The organism is Amycolatopsis arida (assembly GCF_900115565.1).
Lineage (GTDB): Bacteria > Actinomycetota > Actinomycetes > Mycobacteriales > Pseudonocardiaceae > Yuhushiella > Yuhushiella arida.
On the sequence record NZ_FOWW01000001.1, the window covers coordinates 1 to 19,868 of the forward strand.

17 protein-coding genes are annotated in these 19,868 nt (G+C 72.0%); 7 read left to right on the forward strand and 10 right to left on the reverse strand.

What is annotated here, in order from left to right:
• The 3 genes from BM051_RS00005 to BM051_RS00020 all read left to right on the forward strand — a co-directional run.
• Positions 1 to 323: DUF1259 domain-containing protein (locus tag BM051_RS00005; protein ID WP_143095715.1), on the forward strand; the 323-nt coding region annotated here is incomplete at its 5' end.
• A 36-nt stretch (positions 324 to 359) separates the two neighbouring features.
• The gene (locus BM051_RS00010) at positions 360 to 575 is read left to right on the forward strand and encodes a DUF378 domain-containing protein (RefSeq protein WP_092525983.1); all 216 of its coding nucleotides are present in this window, start codon (positions 360 to 362) and stop codon (positions 573 to 575) included.
• 524 nt (positions 576 to 1,099) lie between these two features.
• Positions 1,100 to 1,870: a GNAT family N-acetyltransferase gene (locus BM051_RS00020; protein WP_092525986.1), complete on the forward strand. Its 771-nt coding sequence runs from the start codon at positions 1,100 to 1,102 to the stop codon at positions 1,868 to 1,870.
• A gap of 38 nt (positions 1,871 to 1,908) precedes the next feature.
• On the opposite strand, the gene BM051_RS00025 is transcribed toward BM051_RS00020, so the two are convergent.
• Entirely contained in the window at positions 1,909 to 2,499 is a 591-nt protein-coding gene (locus tag BM051_RS00025; protein ID WP_177216868.1) for a TetR/AcrR family transcriptional regulator, read from the reverse strand.
• Positions 2,500 to 2,899: 400 nt separating this feature from the next.
• Between BM051_RS00025 and BM051_RS00030 the strand changes: the two genes are divergently transcribed.
• The 4 genes from BM051_RS00030 (at position 2,900) to BM051_RS28235 (ending at position 11,129) form a co-directional block, all read left to right on the forward strand.
• Positions 2,900 to 6,274: a pyruvate carboxylase gene (locus BM051_RS00030; protein ID WP_092525992.1), complete on the forward strand. Its 3,375-nt coding sequence runs from the start codon at positions 2,900 to 2,902 to the stop codon at positions 6,272 to 6,274.
• Between the two features lie 34 nt (positions 6,275 to 6,308).
• Positions 6,309 to 7,871, forward strand: a complete 1,563-nt coding sequence (locus BM051_RS00035; protein WP_092528285.1) for an adenylate/guanylate cyclase domain-containing protein — start codon at positions 6,309 to 6,311, stop codon at positions 7,869 to 7,871.
• 197 nt (positions 7,872 to 8,068) lie between these two features.
• Positions 8,069 to 9,355, forward strand: coding sequence for a PucR-like N-terminal domain-containing protein (locus BM051_RS00040; protein ID WP_092525995.1), 1,287 nt, complete (start codon positions 8,069 to 8,071; stop codon positions 9,353 to 9,355).
• Positions 9,356 to 10,589: 1,234 nt separating this feature from the next.
• Positions 10,590 to 11,129, forward strand: a complete 540-nt coding sequence (locus BM051_RS28235) for a hypothetical protein (RefSeq protein ID WP_134045915.1) — start codon at positions 10,590 to 10,592, stop codon at positions 11,127 to 11,129.
• Positions 11,130 to 11,173: 44 nt separating this feature from the next.
• Here BM051_RS28235 and BM051_RS00045 read toward each other — a convergent pair whose 3' ends face one another.
• From BM051_RS00045 to BM051_RS00085, 9 genes are read right to left on the reverse strand one after another with little or no spacing between them, the layout of a single operon-like run.
• Positions 11,174 to 11,848, reverse strand: coding sequence for a hypothetical protein (locus BM051_RS00045; protein ID WP_243859266.1), 675 nt, complete (start codon positions 11,846 to 11,848; stop codon positions 11,174 to 11,176).
• Positions 11,845 to 12,354, reverse strand: a complete 510-nt coding sequence (locus tag BM051_RS00050; protein WP_092525998.1) for a hypothetical protein — start codon at positions 12,352 to 12,354, stop codon at positions 11,845 to 11,847. Before BM051_RS00050 ends, BM051_RS00045 begins: the two co-directional genes overlap by 4 nt.
• Positions 12,339 to 13,547, reverse strand: coding sequence for an MCE family protein (locus BM051_RS00055; RefSeq protein WP_092526001.1), 1,209 nt, complete (start codon positions 13,545 to 13,547; stop codon positions 12,339 to 12,341). The genes BM051_RS00050 and BM051_RS00055 overlap by 16 nt, the downstream gene beginning before the upstream one ends.
• Positions 13,547 to 14,614 (reverse strand): MCE family protein, encoded by a 1,068-nt coding sequence (locus tag BM051_RS00060; protein WP_092528289.1) that lies wholly within the window; start codon positions 14,612 to 14,614, stop codon positions 13,547 to 13,549. The genes BM051_RS00055 and BM051_RS00060 overlap by 1 nt, the downstream gene beginning before the upstream one ends.
• On the reverse strand, positions 14,611 to 15,741 hold the full coding sequence (locus BM051_RS00065) for an MCE family protein (RefSeq protein ID WP_092528291.1): 1,131 nt from the start codon (positions 15,739 to 15,741) through the stop codon (positions 14,611 to 14,613). Before BM051_RS00065 ends, BM051_RS00060 begins: the two co-directional genes overlap by 4 nt.
• Positions 15,738 to 16,724 carry an MCE family protein gene (locus BM051_RS00070; RefSeq protein ID WP_092526004.1) on the reverse strand — a complete coding sequence of 329 codons (987 nt, stop codon included), beginning with the start codon at positions 16,722 to 16,724 and terminating at the stop codon, positions 15,738 to 15,740. Before BM051_RS00070 ends, BM051_RS00065 begins: the two co-directional genes overlap by 4 nt.
• A complete protein-coding gene (locus BM051_RS00075) occupies positions 16,721 to 17,728 on the reverse strand; it encodes an MCE family protein (RefSeq protein ID WP_092526007.1) in 1,008 nt (335 codons plus the stop codon). The genes BM051_RS00070 and BM051_RS00075 overlap by 4 nt, the downstream gene beginning before the upstream one ends.
• Positions 17,725 to 19,023 (reverse strand): MCE family protein, encoded by a 1,299-nt coding sequence (locus BM051_RS00080; protein WP_092526010.1) that lies wholly within the window; start codon positions 19,021 to 19,023, stop codon positions 17,725 to 17,727. The genes BM051_RS00075 and BM051_RS00080 overlap by 4 nt, the downstream gene beginning before the upstream one ends.
• Positions 19,020 to 19,868 carry an MlaE family ABC transporter permease gene (locus BM051_RS00085; protein WP_092526013.1) on the reverse strand — a complete coding sequence of 283 codons (849 nt, stop codon included), beginning with the start codon at positions 19,866 to 19,868 and terminating at the stop codon, positions 19,020 to 19,022. Before BM051_RS00085 ends, BM051_RS00080 begins: the two co-directional genes overlap by 4 nt.

Consider the following 19,868-nt stretch of genomic DNA (forward strand, 5'->3'; position numbering starts at 1 on the left):
CCTTCGCCCGTCAGGAGACCGTCTCGGTGCACGGCAAGGCTCTTCCCCCGGCCATGGGGGTCACCACCGCGATCAACTTCCAACCCACCGGCGGTGGCCGGGCCGCGATCAACGGTGACTTCGCCATGACCGCCGACGAGGTGCAGAACGTGATCCAGGCGCTGCGCGCTGGCGGAATCGAGATCGTCGAGGTGCACAACCATGCCCTGGACGATGAGCCGCGGCTGTTCTACATGCACTTCTGGGCCCACGACGACGCGGCCAAACTCGCCACGACGCTGCGTGACGCGGTCGACGCCCACAAGGTCAAGCCGGCCGGCTGACGACCGGAAAGATCGCATCAACGGAAGGAGCACGCAATGCGGCCACGCACCGTTCTGGACTGGATCGCTTTTGTGTTGCTGCTCGTCGGCGCGTTCGCCTGGGCCGCGTTCGTCACCGACGTCAACGTGCTGGACCGCGCGTTGGAACCCATCGCCGACCCGCTCGACGATGTCGTGTTCGTGCTGATCGGCCTCGCTGGCCTGTACTGGATCGGCCGCGTGGCGGTCGGCGACCGAGCACCCCGCCGGTGACCGATCCCGCCGATCAACGACGGGTGCCGCAGGGCGTGGGACCGCGTGCGGGACAGTGGGTATTGGTGTCCTACCGATGCCCCGCGAACCGTCCACCCCGCGCATCACCCTGTGGCGCGAGTTGAAACGCCTCGGCGTGGCCCAGATCAAGCGACGGGCTGGTCACGCTGCCGCCGACGCGCGCACCCGCGAACACCTCGACTGGATCGCCGACGACATCCACGCCGATCAATCGGCCCTGGTCGGCCGTGCGGCCGGTTGCTGGTGCCGTCGATCAGGTCGAGGACCTGATCGTTCGGGCCGGCGAGATGGCTTCCGAGCCGCCGTCAGCGTTGCCGGTGTGTAGGCGCGCCACCCCGACCCGAGGTGCTCGGTGGCCGGTGTGCGCGAGGTCGACACAGGGGGTGTCCTGGGTTTTCCCGTGGGGTTGCTGAGCCCCCGGAGAAGGCCTGGTACCCGGAGAGGGGCCTGGTGACGGGAAATCCGGTACCGGGGCGAGCCCGGTGTCCGGAGAATGCCGGGCCATGACCGCGATGACCGGCTCGGAGATGATCAGGGAACTGCAGGAGCGGGCGGCGCGGGCGCTGCCCGCGGAGCGGGTCGAGGACGCGGAGGGGTGGTGGCTGCGCCACGCCCCTCGCTGTGCCGCCTGGTGGGTGGGATCGGTGCTGCCGCACGGCGCGGTGGGGCCGGACGAGCTGGTGTACAGGGTCTCCGGAGCGGAGCGGTTCTACGCCGAGCACGGCGCGGTCGCCCGGTTCCAGATCAGCCCGGGGGCGTGCCCCGCAGGGCTGGACCCGCTGCTGGCGGAGCGTGGCTACCGCCGGGAGAGCCCGATGTCGCTGCGGGTGGCACCGACCGCGCGGGTCCTGGAGTGGTTGCCGGCGGGGCCGCTGCGGGTCGTCGTGGACGACGGCCCGACCCGCCGGTGGTTCGACGCCTGGTATGCCGTGCACGGCCGCGGCGGCGACCCCCGTGCCGAGTGGGACGTGCTCGACCGCGTGGAGCGGCCGAGCGGCTACGCCCGCGCGATGCTCGGGGACGACGTCGTCGCCGTGGGTCGCGTGGTCGCCGACACCGGGTGGGCGGGGATGTTCGGCATGGCGACCCGTCCCGCGGCGCGGGGGAGGGGTGCCGCCCGCTCGGTGCTGGCCGCGCTCGCGCGCTGGGCCGGCGACCAGCGGGCCGACCACGTCTACCTCCAGGTGGAGCCCGACAACGCACCGGCGCTGTGGCTGTACGAGCGGGCCGGTTTCGCCGAGATCTGCGCCTACCACTACCGCACCGCGAGGTGAGTTGTAGCTCGCACCCGTCCCGAACGTAGGTCTCGCGGTCAGGTGAAGGTGGCGGCGCGGGTGGCGAGGACGGCGGCGGCCGCGGCGCGCTCGGCGACCGCGGCGTCCACCGGCTCCCGGGTGACGACCAGGCGGTAGAACACCGGTGCGCAGGCGGCGCGCACCACCTCGACCGGGTCGGTGCCGGCCGGCGCCTCGCCGCGTGCCACCGCGCGCCGGACGATGTCGGCGGCCCGGCCCTGGCGGTCGGCGTAGAAGGCGCGCAGCGCGCGGGCCGCGGCGGGGGACTGGAACGCCGCGGAGAGCACCGCCATGGGCAGGGCCGCCCGCGCCGGGTCGGTGAACGTGGCGACCAGCTCGGTGACCAGCTCCCGCAGGTCGCCGGCGAGCGAGCCGGTGTCCGGCGGCGTCCAGCCGGCTCCCGTCTCCCGCTCCAGCGCGGCGGCCAGCAGCCCGTCGGCCGAGCCCCACCGGCGGTAGATCGTCGTCTTGTGCACCCCCGACCGCGCGGCCACCGCCTCCACGGTCAGCGCCGGGTAGCCCCGCTCGGCCAGCTCGGCGAGCGTCGCGTCGAGCACGGCCACCCTGGTGCGTTCGGTGCGGCCACCCGGCCGGCGACCTTCGGACATACCGCACGATAACCGGCTGCCCGGCACACTGCCGGAAACCACCCGATCGTGGTTCCGCGTTGCCGCCATCGGGGGCACGAGGTAAGCCGGTGTCCATGGCTCTCGGGCTGCAGGTGCGGGTGCTGGACGACAACGGCGACAACGGCGGCGGCGCGGCGAACACCCTCGCCCCGCGCCGGATGAGACCGACACCGCGTCGGAGGAGTCGAACACCGGCCCGGTGGTGGGCCGCTACGCGCCGGGGTGGACGTCCCGCCGTCGAGCAACCTTCTCGACGAGGGCGAGTCCCAGGTCGCGGGACGTCGATGACGTCCATCACCTGGTACTGAACTCCCGGAGATCGGGAGCAACGCGGTAACGTGCCCACGCCAGGCGATCCGAACACCAGGAAGGACCGGGCATGTTCCGAAAGGTACTCGTCGCCAACCGCGGTGAGATCGCGATCCGCGCGTTCCGCGCCGCCTACGAGCTGGGCGCCGGAACCGTCGCCGTGTTCCCCTACGAGGATCGCAACTCGCTGCACCGGCTCAAGGCCGACGAGGCCTACGAGATCGGCGAGCCGGGCCACCCGGTGCGCGCCTACCTCTCCGTCGAGGAGATCGTCGGCGCCGCCCGCGAGGCCGGTGCCGACGCGGTCTACCCCGGGTACGGCTTCCTCTCCGAGAACCCCGACCTCGCCAGGGCCTGTGAGGAGGTCGGCATCACCTTCGTCGGCCCCAGCGCGGACATCCTCGAGCTGACCGGCAACAAGGCCAGGGCGGTCGCCGCGGCCCGCGCCGCCGGCGTGCCGGTGCTCGGCTCGTCCGCGCCGTCCGCCGACGTCGACGAGCTGGTCCGCGCGGCGGAGGAGCTGGGCTTCCCGCTGTTCGTCAAGGCCGTCGCCGGCGGCGGGGGCCGCGGCATGCGCCGGGTCGAGGACCCTCGACACCTGCGCGAGTCCGTCGAGGCCGCCTCCCGCGAGGCCGAGTCGGCCTTCGGCGACCCGACGGTGTTCCTGGAGAAGGCGGTGGTGCAGCCGCGGCACATCGAGGTGCAGATCCTGGCCGACGGCGAGGGCAACGTGATCCACCTCTTCGAGCGCGACTGCTCGGTGCAGCGCCGGCACCAGAAGGTGATCGAGCTGGCCCCGGCCCCGAACCTCGACCCGGAGGTGCGCGACCGCATCTGTGCCGACGCCGTGGCCTTCGCCAGGGAGATCGGCTACCGCAACGCCGGCACGGTGGAGTTCCTGCTGGACGCCGACGGCAACCACGTCTTCATCGAGATGAACCCGCGCATCCAGGTCGAGCACACGGTGACCGAGGAGGTCACCGACGTCGACCTCGTCCAGTCACAGCTGCGGATCGCCGCCGGCGCGACGCTGGCCGACCTCGGCCTCTCCCAGGAGAAGATCTACCTGCGCGGCGCCGCGATGCAGTGCCGGATCACCACCGAGGACCCGGCCAACGGCTTCCGCCCGGACACCGGGATGATCAGCGCCTACCGCTCGCCCGGCGGGTCCGGCATCCGGCTGGACGGCGGCACCACGTTCGCCGGCACCGAGATCAGCGCGCACTTCGACTCGATGCTGGTGAAGCTCACCTGCCGCGGCCGCGACTTCCGCACCGCCGTCGGGCGCGCGCGCCGGGCGCTGGCGGAGTTCCGCATTCGCGGGGTGGCGACGAACATCCCGTTCCTGCAGGCGGTGCTGGACGACCCGGACTTCCAGGCCGGCAGGGTCACCACGTCGTTCATCGAGCAGCGGCCGTACCTGCTGACCGCGCGGCACTCCGCCGACCGCGGCACCCGGTTGCTGACCTATCTGGCCGACGTGACGGTGAACAAGCCGCACGGCGAGCGCCCCCGGCTGATCAACCCCCTGGAGAAGTTGCCGCCGGTGCCCGCCGGCGAGCCGCCGGCCGGGTCGAAGCAGCGGCTCACCGAGCTCGGGCCGGAGGGCTTCGCCCGGTGGATGAGGGAGTCGGCGACAGTGGGCGTCACCGACACCACCTTCCGCGACGCGCACCAGTCGTTGCTGGCGACCCGGGTGCGCACCAAGGACATGCTCGCCGTGGCGCCGGTGGTCGCGCGCACGGCGCCGCAGCTGCTGTCGCTGGAGTGCTGGGGCGGCGCGACCTACGACGTGGCGCTGCGCTTCCTCGCCGAGGACCCCTGGGAGCGGCTGGCCGCGCTGCGCGAGGCGGTGCCGAACCTCTGCCTGCAGATGCTGCTCCGCGGGCGTAACACCGTCGGTTACACGCCCTACCCGACCGAGGTGACCAACGCCTTCGTCGAGGAGGCCACCGCCACCGGCATCGACATCTTCCGCATCTTCGACGCGCTCAACGACGTCGGGCAGATGCGCCCGGCGATCGAGGCGGTGCGGGAGACCGGCTCGGCGGTGGCCGAGGTGGCGCTGTGCTACACCGCCGACCTGTCCGACCCCGCGGAGAAGCTGTACACACTGGACTACTACCTCCGGTTGGCCGAGCAGATCGTCGCGGCCGGTGCGCACGTGCTGGCGATCAAGGACATGGCCGGCCTGCTGCGCGCCCCGGCCGCGGCACGGCTGGTGTCGGCGCTGCGCAGGGAGTTCGACCTGCCGGTGCACATCCACACCCACGACACCGCGGGCGGTCAGTTGGCCACCTACCTGGCGGCCGTGCAGGCCGGCGCGGACGCCATCGACGGCGCGGTGGCCTCCATGGCGGGCACCACGTCCCAGCCGTCGCTGTCGGCGATCGTGGCCGCCACCGACCACTCCGACCGGCCCACCGGGTTGGACCTGCAGGCGGTGGCCGACCTGGAGCCCTACTGGGAGATCGTGCGCAAGGTCTACGCGCCGTTCGAGGCGGGGCTCGCCGCGCCGACCGGCCGGGTGTACCACCACGAGATCCCCGGCGGGCAGCTGTCCAACCTGCGCACCCAGGCGATCGCGCTCGGCCTCGGCGACCGGTTCACCGAGATCGAGGCCATGTACGCCGCGGCGGACCGGATGCTCGGCCGGCTGGTGAAGGTCACTCCGTCGTCCAAGGTGGTCGGTGACCTCGCGCTGCACCTGGTCGGCGCCGGGGTGTCGCCGGAGGAGTTCGAGGCCGAGCCGAACAAGTACGACATCCCCGACTCGGTGATCGGCTTCCTCCGCGGCGAGCTGGGCGACCCGCCCGGCGGCTGGCCGGAGCCGTTCCGGACCAGGGCGCTGGAGGGCAGGGCGCAGGCCAAGCCGCCGGCCGAGCTGTCCGAAGAGGACCTCGAGGCGCTGGCGCAGGACCGCAGGGCCACGCTGAACCGGCTGCTGTTCCCCGGTCCGACGAAGGAGTTCGAGGTGCACCGCGCGGCCTACGGCGACACCAGCGTGCTGCCGAGCAAGGACTTCTTCTACGGGCTGCGGCCGGGCGAGGAGCACGCGGTCGACCTCGAGCCCGGGGTGCGGCTGCTGATCGAGCTGGAGGCGATCGGCGAGGCCGACGAGCGCGGCATGCGCACGGTCATGGCCACGCTCAACGGCCAGCTCCGACCGATCCAGGTGCGCGACCGGTCGGTCGCCTCGGACATCCCGGCCACCGAGAAGGCCGACAAGAGCAACCCGAAGCACGTCGCCGCGCCGTTCGCCGGGGTGGTCACCCTGTCCGCGAAGGAGGGCGACGAGATCGAGGCCGGCGCCACGGTCGCCACCATCGAGGCGATGAAGATGGAGGCGGCGATCACCGCACCGGTGGGTGGCACGGTGGGCCGATTGGCGATCACCTCGGTGCAGCAGGTGGAGGGCGGCGACCTGCTCGTCGTGCTCGAGTGAGCCAGCGGCGGGGCGCGCCGTGGGGCGGGTCGCGGTGAGGCCGTGGCGGGAGCGCGGCGCGCCGTTCGGCTCGTGGTTGCTCGGCCCGCGGGAGCAACGGAACTCCCTGCTGCGGCTGCGGGTGCAGACGCTGCTGACCGGCTCGGTCGTGATCGCCAACCTGATCGGGATCGCCGCGGTCATCGCGCTGGTGACCGTGGTGATCCCCGGGCCCAGCGTGTTCGTCCCCGAGCTGGTGCTGGTGCACTTCGTCGGGGTGCCGGCGTACGTGCTGCTCGCGTTGGCGATCGGGGTGGTCCGTGGCACCCGGCGGGCGCTGCGCGCGTTGCGCTGGGCGATCGAGGATCGCGAGCCCGCCGAGCGCGACCGGAAGGCCACCCTGCGGGTGCCGCTGCGGCTGTTCGTGCTGCAGGCGGTGCTGTGGTTCGGCGGGGCGGTGGTGTTCACCACGATCTACGCATTCGTGCTGCCGGACGCGGTGTTCAAGATCGCCTTCACGGTCGTCCTCTCCGGACTGGTCGTGTGTGCCAACGCCTACCTGCTGAGCGAGTTCGCGTTGCGGCCGATCGCCGCGCGGGCGCTGTCCACCGGGCCGCCGCCGCGCCGCCGGCTGGTGGCCGGGGTGACCGTGCGGGTGCTGATGGCCTGGGCGCTGGGCACCGGGGTGCCGGTCACCGGGCTGATGCTGGTGGCCGGCTTCGCGCTGCTCCGGCGCGACGTGTCCACCGACGGGCTGGCGGTGGCGGTGCTCGTGCTCGGCGCGATCACCCTCGTGGTCGGCTTCTTCCTGGTGCTGCTCATGGCCAGGGCGACCGTGGCGCCGATCCGGACGGTGCGGGTGGCACTGGGCCGGGTGGAGCGCGGCGACCTGGACACCGAGGTCGTCGTGTTCGACGGCACCGAGCTGGGGCTGTTGCAGGCCGGGTTCAACCGGATGGTGGAGGGGTTGCGCGAGCGGGAGCGAATCCGCGAGCTGTTCGGCCGGCACGTGGGCGAGGAGGTGGCGCGGGAGGCGCTGGCCCGCGGGTCCGGGCTGGGCGGTGAGGTGCGCGAGGTGGCGGTGCTGTTCGTCGACGTGGTCGGGTCGACGACGCTGGCGGCGACCCGGCCGCCCACCGAGGTGGTGGACCTGCTCAACCGGTTCTTCGCGGTGGTGGTGGCCGAGGTGCACGCGCACCGCGGGGTGGTGAACAAGTTCGAGGGCGATGCGGCGCTCGCCGTGTTCGGGGCGCCGGCGGACCTTCCGGACGCGGCGGGGACCGCGTTGGCGGCCGCCCGGTCGATGGGGCGGCGGCTGCGGGACGAGGTGACCGAGTGCGCGGCCGGGATCGGGGTGGCCGCCGGGCCGGCGGTGGCCGGCAACGTGGGGGCCGAGCACCGGTACGAGTACACGGTGATCGGGGATCCGGTGAACGAGGCGGCCCGGCTGACCGAGGTGGCCAAGAGCGCGCCGGGTCGGGTGGTCGCGGCGATGCGGGCCGTGGAGCGCGCGGGTGCCGGGGAGGCGGCGCGGTGGCGGGTGGTGGAGGAGACCACGCTGCGCGGCCGCACCGAGCCGACTCGGATCGCCGTTCCGGTCGAGGAGGCGCTCGGCTGAATGGCCGGCACCCTGTCAACCATGGACAGGCCGGAGTGGTGAAACTGTCACCGGGGTGCCAAGAAATCGGTTGCCTCTCGGGTCGGTGGCACACGAAGCGCTAAGTTTTCGATGTGTCAGGTGTCACGTCCGGCCGTCGCGCGGTCGTCGGGGTGGGCGGGAGACCGGATGGATCTGGGTGGAGCAAAGGAGCTTCCATGACGGTCGGACAGGGGCTCGACCGGGCGCCGGCGGCACTGCCCCGCAAGCTCGCCGACATCTTCCGACCGGAGCTGGCCAGCCTGTCGGCCGAGATCGTCGACGAGATCCGGGCGACGATCCCGGCGTACGCGCGGCCGATGGACGGGCCGTACGGCAGGTCCATTCGGTCGGGCGTGCGGCACGCGATCACGCTGTTCGTGGAGCAGATCGCCGACCCGGCGACGTCGAAGGCGCACTCGCACGAGGTGCACCGCAAGCTCGGGCAGAACGAGATGCGGGCGGGGCGCAGCCTGGACGCGTTGCAGGCCGCGTACCGGGTGGGTGCGCGGGTGGCGTGGCGGCGGATCATGCGGGTGGGGCGGCGGGCCGGGCTGTCGTCGGCGGTGATGTCCCAGCTGGCCGACGCGATGTTGGCGTTCATGGACGAACTGGCGTCGGTGGCGCTCGACGGGTACCTGGAGGCGAAGGCCAGCACGGCGGACGCCAGGGAGACGTGGCGGCGCCGGCTGCTGCAGCTGATCCTGGAGCGGCCGCCGGCGCCGGCGGAGGCGATCGCCGAGCTGGCGCAGCTCGTCGGCTGGGTGGTGCCGGAGCGGGTGGCGCCGGTGGCCGTGCAGTACCCGCCCGGCGCCGGGCGGCGGCATCCGGTGCTGGAGCCGGAGATCCTGGCCGAGCTGGGTGGGCTCGACCCGCACCTGCTGGTGCCGGGGGAGCTGACCACGGAGCGGCTGGCGGAGCTGCGGGCGGCGTTGCCGGGCTGCCGGTTGGCCGTGGGGCCGCCGGTGCCGCCCCCGGCCGCGGCCGACTCGCTGCGGTGGGCGCGGCGGGCGCTGCTGCTGGTCGGGGAGGGGGTGCTGCCGGACCGGCCGGTCACGTTCGTGGCCGGGCACCTGGCGACACTGCTGTTGCACGCCGATGTCGGGCTGGTCGACCAGCTGCGGCAGCGGCTGCTGGCGCCGCTGGCCGACCTCACGCCGCGGCAGCGGGAGCGGATGGTGGAGACGTTGCGGGCGTGGCTGGCCGCGCAGGGCAACGTCCTCGACGTGGCGTCCGTGCTCGGGGTGCACCCGCAGACGGTGCGCTACCGGATGCGCCGGCTGCACGCCGCGTTCGGCGCGCGGCTCGACGACCCCACGGTCCGCTTCGAGCTGGAGCTGGTGCTGCGCGCCCAGCCATCGGTGGAGGGGCCTTCGGTGACCTCGCCCACGGAGGGCGTCGCGAACCTCCTGCCCCGCCCCCGCCAGCACGGCACGCGCGCCAACAGCGTCGGCCTGCGCCGCTGAGGCTGGCTGTCTATCACTACGTTCGCCCTCGTGCGGGTAGTCGATCATCTCTTCCTCGCCTGATCAGGCTATTTTGTCTCTTAGCTCTCGTGTTTGCTGCTCGAATCACTCGAATGGCGGTGCGAATCCCCTCCAGTGCAGCACTATGTTGGGGGATCGCCACGTCATTGGTAGTCGGGGGCATCGTTAACATCACTGATGGCTGGTGAGTGTCGCGAATCTGAGCAGGGGAGGAATCTGTGGTGAAAAAAAGATTGAGACGTATCGGCGTGTGCCTTGCGGCCGGTGTCGCGTTGCTAATCGCGGCTTCGCCTGCGTGGGCTACTGCCGGCGAGTTTCGCTCGGAGTCGGAGGCTATCGAGGAATTTGTGGACCGGATTCATGAAAGGTTCGGTCTTGTGGTCGATGGCAGTGACTACGAGACAAGAAACCATGGTCAGGCCGTATACATTGTTCGCAAGGGGGCTCCGGTAACGGCAACGAGGTCGACTGAGCTAGGCCATCGGGCCAGTGGAGATCAGCCGAGGTTGGAGAAGAGTTTCAGTCCTGGTTTGAGTAGTCCTCCAACTCCTACTGAAGCCAAGATCCAGGTAGATCAGGGCGAAGTCACTGTCCAGCAAGGAATAGCCTGGTATCAGCCTGAGTGTTGGAGTAACAACAACCCACCTTTGACCGACCCCAAGGATGCAGGGTGGATGGACGCTTGCTGGCAGTGGGGCGATATGAACTACAGTGGCGCCTCGCGGGCCAACTTTGCTTTCCGGATGTACGCTACCTGCAAACCAGGTGAAGCGGACTATTACGAGCTAAAAGAGTGTTATGTCGACTCTGTGAGGCACTCGACTTCAGCTCCGCTGGTTTGGAATGATTGGTCGCCGAAATCTACAGTCGATCTAGGTGGTTGTGGTCAGGTTCAACTCCAGGTCGGCGTCGGTCCTGTGACTGGCGGCGCCACGGTTTCGACGTGCGAAGAGCTGATACCGGAGAGAGAAGTGGACCCTGCGGACATGCGTACTCGTTGGGTCGGAGACGCATACTGGAAAGACGAAGTCCGCGAAACTGGGCAAATCGTTAGCATTGGAGTTGCCTACGGGGCGCAAGCAGTTATTCAGCCCAGTTTCGGATACTTCTACGCTGAATGTAGTTGGGCAGGCTTTCCCTGGTGCGGTTGACGCAGCTAGGACAGTGGCTACACTGAACACGCCGAGTTCGGGGCAGTGTGGAGGAGGTTGTGATGACCAAGCGTCCTGCTGCCCGTACCGGTGTTGTGGTGTCGGTGTTCGTCGCGCTTGTCACGGCGGGTGTCCTCACCTCTGTGCAGGGGTCCGATGGCGATCATGCGGCTACGATATCGGTGAGTTCGGCGGAAAATCTCCTGGGTGAAGCGGTAAGATTGGCACAGGCTGGCGACTACGCTGGCCTGTGCCAGTCTGTCGCTCTCAACTCGAGAACCTGCGATTTCCTTCTCGAGGCAGCTCGCGAAAGAGGACTTTCGCAATGGGGGGGTGCGCCCAGGATTGTCTACGTAACCCGGCCAAGTGATGACAGGCTCACCTTGCACCTCGAGGGAAAATACCCGGACGGCACCACCTATTTCAGTGAGTTCACTGTAGTGGGCGTTCGGCATGATGGCGACGAGTGGCAGCTGCGCAGTGTCACCCCGGTGTACTGGTCGCCCATGCTGCCAGCGGGCGGTAAATGCACGCAGGCTGCTGCGGGACATGTGGAGTGTGGGGGTGACCTCGAGGTGGCTCCGCCGCATCCTTCCTTTTGAGTTCGCCGCCATGCGATGAAGTTTCCGACCCGACCTGCGCAAGCTCAGCGGGGGGCGAGGTCGACGATGAGCCAGCGGTTGTCGTGGTGCTCGGCGGTGATGGTGAGCTGCGCGGCGGCCGTGCTGGTGGTGCCGGTGTCGCCGCGGACGGCCTCCTGGTCGCAGAACACCAGCAGCGTGGCGCGCTTCGGGGTGAGCTCCCGCACGGCGGAGGCGACCACGCGGGTGGTGAGCGTCAGCCGCTGCTCGGGCGCGCGCCGGCGGACCTGGCCGAACAGCCGGTCGTACGACTCGCGGGCCGGGCCGCGGAGCACGGCCGCCGCGTCCCGCTCGGTGGTGCCCATGCGCTCCGGCGAGTAGGAGAAGATCTGTTGCACGGCCCTCGTCACCTGGGCGGTCACCTCGGCGGTCGCCGTCGGGTCGGCCAGCGCACGGTTCGCCGCGGGCCCGCCGGTGCGCAGGGAATGCGCCTCCAGCGTGAACCACGTGCCCAGGCCGACCAGCACGAGCGCCACCGCCAGCAGCAGCGCCACCGGCCGCCGCCAGGACACCCGGTAAGACCGCCAGGGCCACCGCGAACGCTCGGCAGGGAGCGAGGCGTTCCCGGCACCGACCTGCCCGGAGCGGTCCACGTCGGACTCGTGCGCTTCCGGAGATGGCGGCCGCTCACCGCCAGGCTCGCCAACCGCGCCCTCGGCCACGTCCGATCCCGCCGTCACGGCGTCCCTCCTGCCACTGGGATCCGTTCGAGCTCCCGCACCCGCCACCCGGCGTCGGTGCGCTGCATCCGCACCAGGAACCGGTTGCGGGTGCTCGCCGGCGGCTGGCCCTCCCGCGCCAGCGACGTCTCCACCGACGCGAGCAGCGTGGCGCTGTCCCCGCGTGGCCCCAGCTCGCCGACCCCGGCGTCGAGCACCGTCGCCGTGGCCACCGTGCGGTCGGCGCGCAGCGCCCGCTTCGTCTCCTCGCTCGTGGCGGCCAGCTTCTCCCGCAGCGGCCCGGTCGACACCGCCAGCCACCGCGCGATCCCTTCGTCCACCCTCCGGTGGTCCAGCGAGCTGAGCACCGCCACGTGCTCGGTGCCGGCCCGCAGCGCCTCGTCACGGGCGCGCGCCGCGGTCACCGCCGGATCGCCGGCGGCCGTGACCCACGACCACGCCGCCCAGGCGGCGAAGGCCGCCGCGACCACCACCGCACCGGCCGCGGCCCTCACCGTGGCGGCCACAGCAACTCCCCCAACGACCGGGACACGTCCGGCAGCGCGGCCACCTCGAGCGGGCTCCGGAACGCGCCGGGCACCGCCGCCGGCGGCACCCCGCCACGCGGCGCGTTCTGGGAACCCCGCACGGAACTGGGCGAGCCGTACGGCAGCGTGCACGCCGCCCCGGCGTTCCACGGCGCCGCCGAGGTGTCCTCACCGCTGCGGTACGGCGTGCCCTCGTAGCCGTGCCGGCACGGCGGCGGGTCGTAGAAGGTCAACGCCATCGACAGCCTTCCCTCGTCCGGCGTGATCGCCGTCGACGTCGCCGCCACCGCCTTCGGCAGGGTGACGAACAGCTCCTCCATCCCGGCCGTCCTGGTGCGGAAGAGGTCCGCCGTGGTGAGCAGGTTCGCCAGCAGGATCGACAGCTCCGGGTCGTTGTCCCTGAGCAGCGCGGACAGCTGCGTCGCCGCCTCCGGCGCCGTCCCGATCAGCTCCCGCAGGTCCCCGTCGGCGGCGGCCAGCTCCGCGGCGAAGAGCCTGGCGTCCCGGCTGAACGACCGCCACGCCTCCGCCGAGGCCAGCTGGGTACGCAGCACGGTCGCGCCGTCGTCGAGCAACGCCGTGGTCTGCGGAAGGTGCCGCCGCGCGGTGTCGGTGACCGCGGTCGAGGTGTCCAGCAGCACCTGCAGGTGCGGCCCCGCGCCGCGCAGCGCGTCGTGCAGCTCGTCGACGACGGTGCGCAGCGAGTCCGTGGGCACCGACTCGGTGAGCGCGCTGAGGTTGCCCAGCACGGTCGGCACCGACAGCGGCAGCCGGGTCGACTCCACCGGGATCACCGACCCCTCGGTGAGGTACGGCCCGGTCACCGCGCGCGGCTGCAGGTCCACGTACTGCTCGCCAACCGCGGACCGGTTGGCCACCACCGCCCGCGCGTGCTCGGGGATCGGCGGGGCCGAGTCGTCGATGTGCAGGTCGGCCTCCATCCCGACGTCGGTGAGCCGCAGCTCACCCACCCGGCCGACCGCCACTCCGCGGTAGGTCACCTCGGCGTTGGTGAACAGGCCGCCGCCCTCGGCGAGCTGCAGCCGCACCACGTACCCGCCGGCACCGAGCAGCCGGTCGACGCCGGCGAAGTTCGCGCCGATGTAGCTGACCGCGGCCAGCGCCAGCACGACGAACGCGATCACCTGGACCCGGACGCGCAGGGTGAGCATCAGCGAGCACCTCCCGGCTGGGCGACCCCGGGCAGCGGCAGCGCCGGGTCGTCGCCGGGCGGTGGCGGCAACTCCACGCCGGGCGCGGGCACGACGGTGAGGAACACGGTGAGGTAGTCCCCGCGCGCCGCGTCGAGCACCGAGTCGGGGAACGGGAACGTCGGCAGGATCTCCAGCGCCTTCGGCAGATGCTGTCCGGCGTCGGCGAGCCGGTGCAGGATCGGCGCCAGCGCGGTGAGGTCGGCGACGAGGTCGTCCCTGGTCCGGTGCACGGTGTCCACGGCGACCGCGGACAGCTCGTCCAGCGACCGCAGCATCGTCACCAGCGCCTCCCGCTGGTCGGCGAGCGTGGCCAGGCCGGGGCGGAGGTCGTCCAGCGCGCCGTCGATCTGCGTGGTGCGCTCGGCCAGCGTGGCCGACAGGGAGTTCAGCCCGTCCAGCGCCGCGGTGATCTCGTCGCGGTGGTCGTCCAGGCTGGACACCAGGTGCTCGACGTTGCCCAGGAACGCCCGGATCCGCTGCTCGTTGCCGGTCATCACGTCCGCCAGCTCCCGGTTGATGGTCCGCAGCTGGCCGATGCCGCCGCCGTTGAGCAGCAGGGACAGCGCGCCGAAGACCTCCTCGACCTCGGGGTTGCGGTCGGTGCGTGCCACCGGGATCACCGCGCCGTCGACCAGCCGCCCACCGTCCGACCGCTCCGGCGGGGCCAGCTCGACGAACTTCTCGCCGAGCAGGCTGGACTGCCGCAGCCGGGCCACCGCGTCCGCGGGCAGCTCGACTTCGCCGTGCACCGCGAGCACGGCCTCGGCCGTCCACCCGTCGTGTCCGCCCAGCCGGATGGTCTCCACCCGGCCGACCGGGACGTCGGCCACCTTCACCGCGGCGTGCGGCACCAGGTCGAGCACGTCGGCGAACTGGACGGTCACCCGGTACGGCCGGTCGCCGAGGTCGGCGCCCCCGGGAAGCGGGAGGTCATACACGCCGGTGAACCCGCCGGCCGAGCACGACGTGGCCAGCACCGCCGCGACGCCGAGCACCACGGCGGCCAGGGATCCGCGTGCCTTCACCGGGAGCCTCCCTCGGTCGCGACCACCGGGCCGGCGGCCGGCAGCGGCAACGGCGGTGCCGACGGTGCCGACGGTGCCGGCGCCGCGTTCGGTTCCGTGCCGTCCGGTGGGCAGGTGCCGGTGGTGACCAGCGGCACCGGGCACGCCTCGTCCGGATCCATGAAGTAGTCGATCAACGTCCTGCCCTGCAGCGTGCGCGACTCCGGGTCGAACGCGTTCAGCACGTTCGACCCGGCCAGCGGGATGGTGTCCAGCGCCTCGGCCAGTGAGCCCCGCTGGTCCACCAACGCCTGCGTGGTTCCGGCGAGCTTGTCCACGTTGGACCGGATCAGCTCGCGGTGGTCGCGGACGAACGCCTGCACCTCGCCCAGCGCCCTGCCCAGGGTGTCCAGCGCGGCGGCCAGCTCCTCCCGGTCGGCCGCCAGCGTCCGCCACACCGACGCCAGCTGCTGGTTCACCCTGGCCACCTGGCTGTCGTTGCCGGCGAGCATGGCGGTGAACCGGCTCAGCTCGTCGATCGTGCCGAACAGGTCGTCGCGGTTCTCCCCGAGCGTGCGGCTGAGGTCGGCGAAGTCGCGCAGCGTGTCGGAGATCGCCCTGCCGTTGCCGGCCAGGTTCGCCGCGCCCACGTCCAGCAGCTCCGACAGCGCGCCGCCGGCGTTGGCGCCGTCCGGCCCGAGCGCGACGGCGATGTCGTTGAGGCTGGCGTAGAGCTCGTCCAGCTCCACCGGGGTGGCGGTGCGGGCGGCGGGGATGATCGCGCCGTCGGCGATCCGCGGCCCGCCACGACTCAGCTCGGACAGCTGCACGTACCGGTCGGCCACCACGCTCGGCGCGATCACCACCGCGCCGGTCGTCGCCGCCACCGGCACGTCGCCGGCGACCCGCAGCACCACCTCCACCTCGGCGCCGCGCGGTGTCACCGACTCGACCTCGCCGACCCGCACGCCCAGCACGCGCACGTCCGACCCGGCGTAGACCCCGACGGCGCGGATGAAGTACGCCGTCACCCGCTTGCTCCCGTCGCCGGAGAAGATCCACCACAGCCCGGCCGCGGTGACCAGCGCCAGCACGACGAGCACCACGGTGAGCCGGGCGATCCGGTCGCCGAGCCTGGTGTCGATCACGGCGTGCCTCCCCTCGGCGGCGTGCACTCCTCCCGGTCCTCCCGCACCAGCCGACAGAGGTAGTTGTCCACCCAGCGGCCGTTGCCGGCGGCGTTGTTCAGCTGCCGGAAGTACGGCCCGGCCAGCCGCAGGCCCTGCTGCAGGTTCGCGTGCTGCCGGCGCAGCACATCGGTCACCGTGTCCAGCTGGCGCAGCGCGGGCTCGAGCCGCTCCCGGTTGTCCGCCACCAGCCCGGACAGCTGCTCGGCGAGCCGCCGGGTGCCGGTGAGCAGCGCGGAGATCGACTCGCGCCGGTGGTCCAGCTCGGCGAGCAGGAGGTTGCCGTCGTCGATGAGCCGCTCGAACTCGTCGCTGGACCCGGCCAGCGTCGCGCTCACCGCGCGGGTGTTGGCCAGCAGCTCGGCCAGCTCGGCGTCCCGGGAGGCGATCGTGGTGGACAGCGCGCTCAGCCCGTCCAGGGCGGTGCGCACGTGCTCGGGCGCACCGGCGAAGGTGTCGGACAGCACGCGGAAGCTCTCGGCGAGCTGGTCGGTGTCGATGGCGCCGACGGTGTCGGCCAGCCCGCTGAACGCCTCGGTCACGTCGTAGGGGGTGACCGTGCGCTCCCGCGGGATCGGCACGTTCGGGTCCTGGGTGGACTGTCCGTGTGGGCGCAGCGCGAGGAACTTGCGGCCCAGCAACGTCTTCAGCTTGATCTCGGCCGACGTCCGGTCGCCCAGCCAGGCGTCCTTCACCCGGAAGCTCACCACGACGTGGTCCTCCGCCAGCGCCACGTCGGTCACCTCGCCGACCTTCATGCCGGCGATCCGCACCTCGTCGTCCCGCTGCAGCCCGGCGGCCTCGCCGAACTCGGCACGGTAGGTGGTGCCGGAGCCGACGATCGGCAGCTCCTCGTACTGGAACGTCGCGGTGAGCACCGCGGCCAGCGCCACCGTGCCCACCACGCCGATGGTGAACGGGTTGCGCTCCCGGAACGAGGTCATGCCTGGCACCTTTCGCTCGGGGGCAGCGGCGCGCGCCGCGGCGGGTCGGTGACCAGCGTCGCCTCGCAGAGGTAGAAGTTCAGCCACGAGCCGTACGAGCCGAGCCGGCCCACCGCGTCGAACTTCGCCGGCAGCAGCTCGAGGAACCGCTCGACGTCGCCCTCGTGCTCGGCGAGATTGGTGGACAGTTCGTCCAGCCCGGCGATGCTGTCCTTCAGCGGCGGCCGGGCCAGCTCGAACAGCCCGGCGGTGGCGGTGGTCAGCGCGGCCATGCCGCCGATGGCCTCGCCGATCGCCGAGCGGTCCTCGGCCAGCCCGGACACCAGCCGCCGCAGGGTGGACACCAGCGTGGCCAGCCGGTCGTCCCCGCTGTTGACCGTGCGCAGGACGGTGTTGAGGTTGCCGATCACCTCGCCGATCACCCGGTCGCGGTCGGCCAGCGCGGCGGTGAGCGATCCGGTGCGCGCCAGCAGGCTCTCCACCGTGCCGCCCTCGCCCTGCAGCACCTGCACGATCTCGCCGGAGAGCCGGTTCACCTCGTCCGGGGACAGCGCCTGGAACAGCGGCTTGAACCCGTTGAACAGCTCGGTGAGGTCCAGCGCCGGCGCGGTCCGGTCGAGCGGGATCTCCCCGCCCTCGGGCAGGGTGCCGGTCGCACGCGGGTCGCCGGGGTCGAGCGCGATGTAGCGCTGGCCCACCATGTTGCGGTATTTGATGGTCGCCCGGACACTGGCCGGCAGCCGGTGCGCGCGGTCCACCGAGAACCGCACCAGCGCCAGGTGCCGGTCGACGATCTCCATACCGTCCACCTGGCCCACCCGCACGCCGGAGATGCGCACGTCGTCCCCGACGGTGAGCGAGGTGACGTCGGTGAACCGGGCGCTGTAGCCGGCGGTGCCGCCGACCCCGGTGTTGCCGATGGAGAGGGCCAGCACGGCGGTGGCCAGCCCGGTGACCACGACGAACACCAGGCCCTTGAGCAACGGCGCGACGAAGCCCCTCATCGTGGCGGCTCCCCTTCCAGCGTCACCTCGGTGCCCCGGTAGAGCGGACCGACCAGCACGCCGCCCCACGCGGGCACCTCCGCGGGCGGGACGCCCAGCTCGACCGCGAGCAGGGTGGCCAGCAGCTCGCGCTCCTGGGGCGAGTTGGGCAGGCCGAGGTTCCCGCCGGGCATGGCCGCGACCGCGCCGGCGTCGCCGGGCGCCGCCGCGGCCACCCCGGAGGTCGGCGGCACCCCGCTGGGGTAGCAGCGCGGCCCACCGGTCGCGGTGTAGGCCGGGTCGTCGACCCCCGGCAGGTACTTGCCCCGGTCCGGGGTCACCGCGGCCTCGATGTGCATGCCGGGCGGTCGGTCGTCGCCCGGGTCGGCGCCGAGCACCCTGTCCATCGAGCCGCGCAACTCGTCGAGGGCGGCGAGGGTGCACGGGAAGCTGGGCGAGTAGCGGGCGGCGAGCTCCAGCGGCGCGCGGCTGTTCGCGGTGAGCAGCACGATGTTGTCCCGGTTGGCGCGGAGGAACGTGGTCACGTCCTGGCTGGATCCGGTGACCCTGGCGTAGAGGTCGTCGAGCCCGGCGCGGTGCTCGGTGACGGTGCGCAGGGTCACGGCCGTGTCGGTGAGCGAGTCGAGCAGGTCGGGGGCGATGTCGCCGTAGAGCCGGCTGACCTCGGCCAGGTCGCGGATGTTCTCGTGCAGCCGCGGCAGGCTCGGGTTGAACCGTTCCAGGTAGTCGGCGGCGGCCGCCAGCGTGTCGCCGAGCTGCTCGCCGCGGCCCTCCAGCGCGGTGGCCACGGCGGTGAGGCTGGTGGCCAGCTTCTCCGGCCGCACCGCGCGCAGCACGGGCAGCAGGTTGTCGAACACCCGCTCCAGCTCGATCGCGTTGGCCGAGCGGTCCTGGCCGATCACGTCGCCCTCGGCCAGTGGCGGCAGCGTCGGGGAGTCCGGAATGGACAGCTGAACGTAGCGCTCGCCGAACAGCGTCTTCGGCACCAGCAGCGCGGAGACGTCCTTGGGCAGCCGGTCCACCCAGCGTGGGTCCAGCGCGAGGACCACCGCCGCCCCGCCGGGCCGGCCGCGGATCTCCCGCACCTCGCCCACCACCACCCCGCGGGCCTTGACCTCGGCGGTGGGCCGAAGCTGGTTGCCCACCCGGTCGGTCTCCAGGGTCACCATGACCGCGGGGACGAAGTCCTTCTGGTAGATCCGCACGGACAGCGTCACCAGCATGGCCAGCACCAGCAGGAACGCCAGCCCGGCCGTGCGGCGGCCGAGTGTGCGCAGCACCGTCCGGCGGGTCATCCGGCCACCTTCACCGTCGTGGTGGCGCCCCAGATCGCCAGGCTGAGGAAGAAGTCGAGCACGCTGATCGCGACGATCGCGGTGCGCACCGCCCTGCCGACCGCGACGCCCACCCCGGCCGGCCCTCCGCTGGCCCGGAAGCCGTAGTAGCAGTGCGCCAGCACCACGACGACGCTGAACGCCAGCACCTTCCCGAACGACCAGAGCACGTCGATCGGCGGAAGGAAGAGGCTGAAGTAGTGGTCGTAGGTGCCGGCGGACTGGCCGAAGAACCACACGGTGACCTGCCGGGACGCCACGTACGAGGTGAGCAGGCCGATCGCGTACAGCGGGACGATCGCCAGGAAGCCGGCGACGATCCGGGTGGTGACGAGGTACGGCACGCTCGGGACGCCCATCACCTCGAGCGCGTCGATCTCCTCGGAGATCCGCATGGCACCGAGTTGCGCGGTGAACCCGCAGCCGACCGTCGCCGACAGCGCGAGCCCGGCGACCAGCGGCGCGATCTCGCGGGTGTTGAAGTACGCGGAGATGAACCCGGCGAAGGCCGAGGTGCCCACCTGGTTGAGCGCCGAGTAGCCCTGCAGCCCGACGACGGTCCCGGTGAAGACCGTCATCCCGACCATCACGCCGATGGTGCCGCCGATGACGGCCAGCGCGCCGCTGCCGAAGCTCACCTCGGCCAGCAGCCGAACGATCTCCCTGGTGTAGCGGCGCACCGCGCGCGGGATCCAGGCCAGCGCGCGGACGGTGAACAGGATCTGGTCGCCGAGTGCGTCCAGGACGGTGAACGGCCGGTCGACGGTGCGCAGCACGCGCCGGGTGCGAGTGTCGGGGACGGTCAT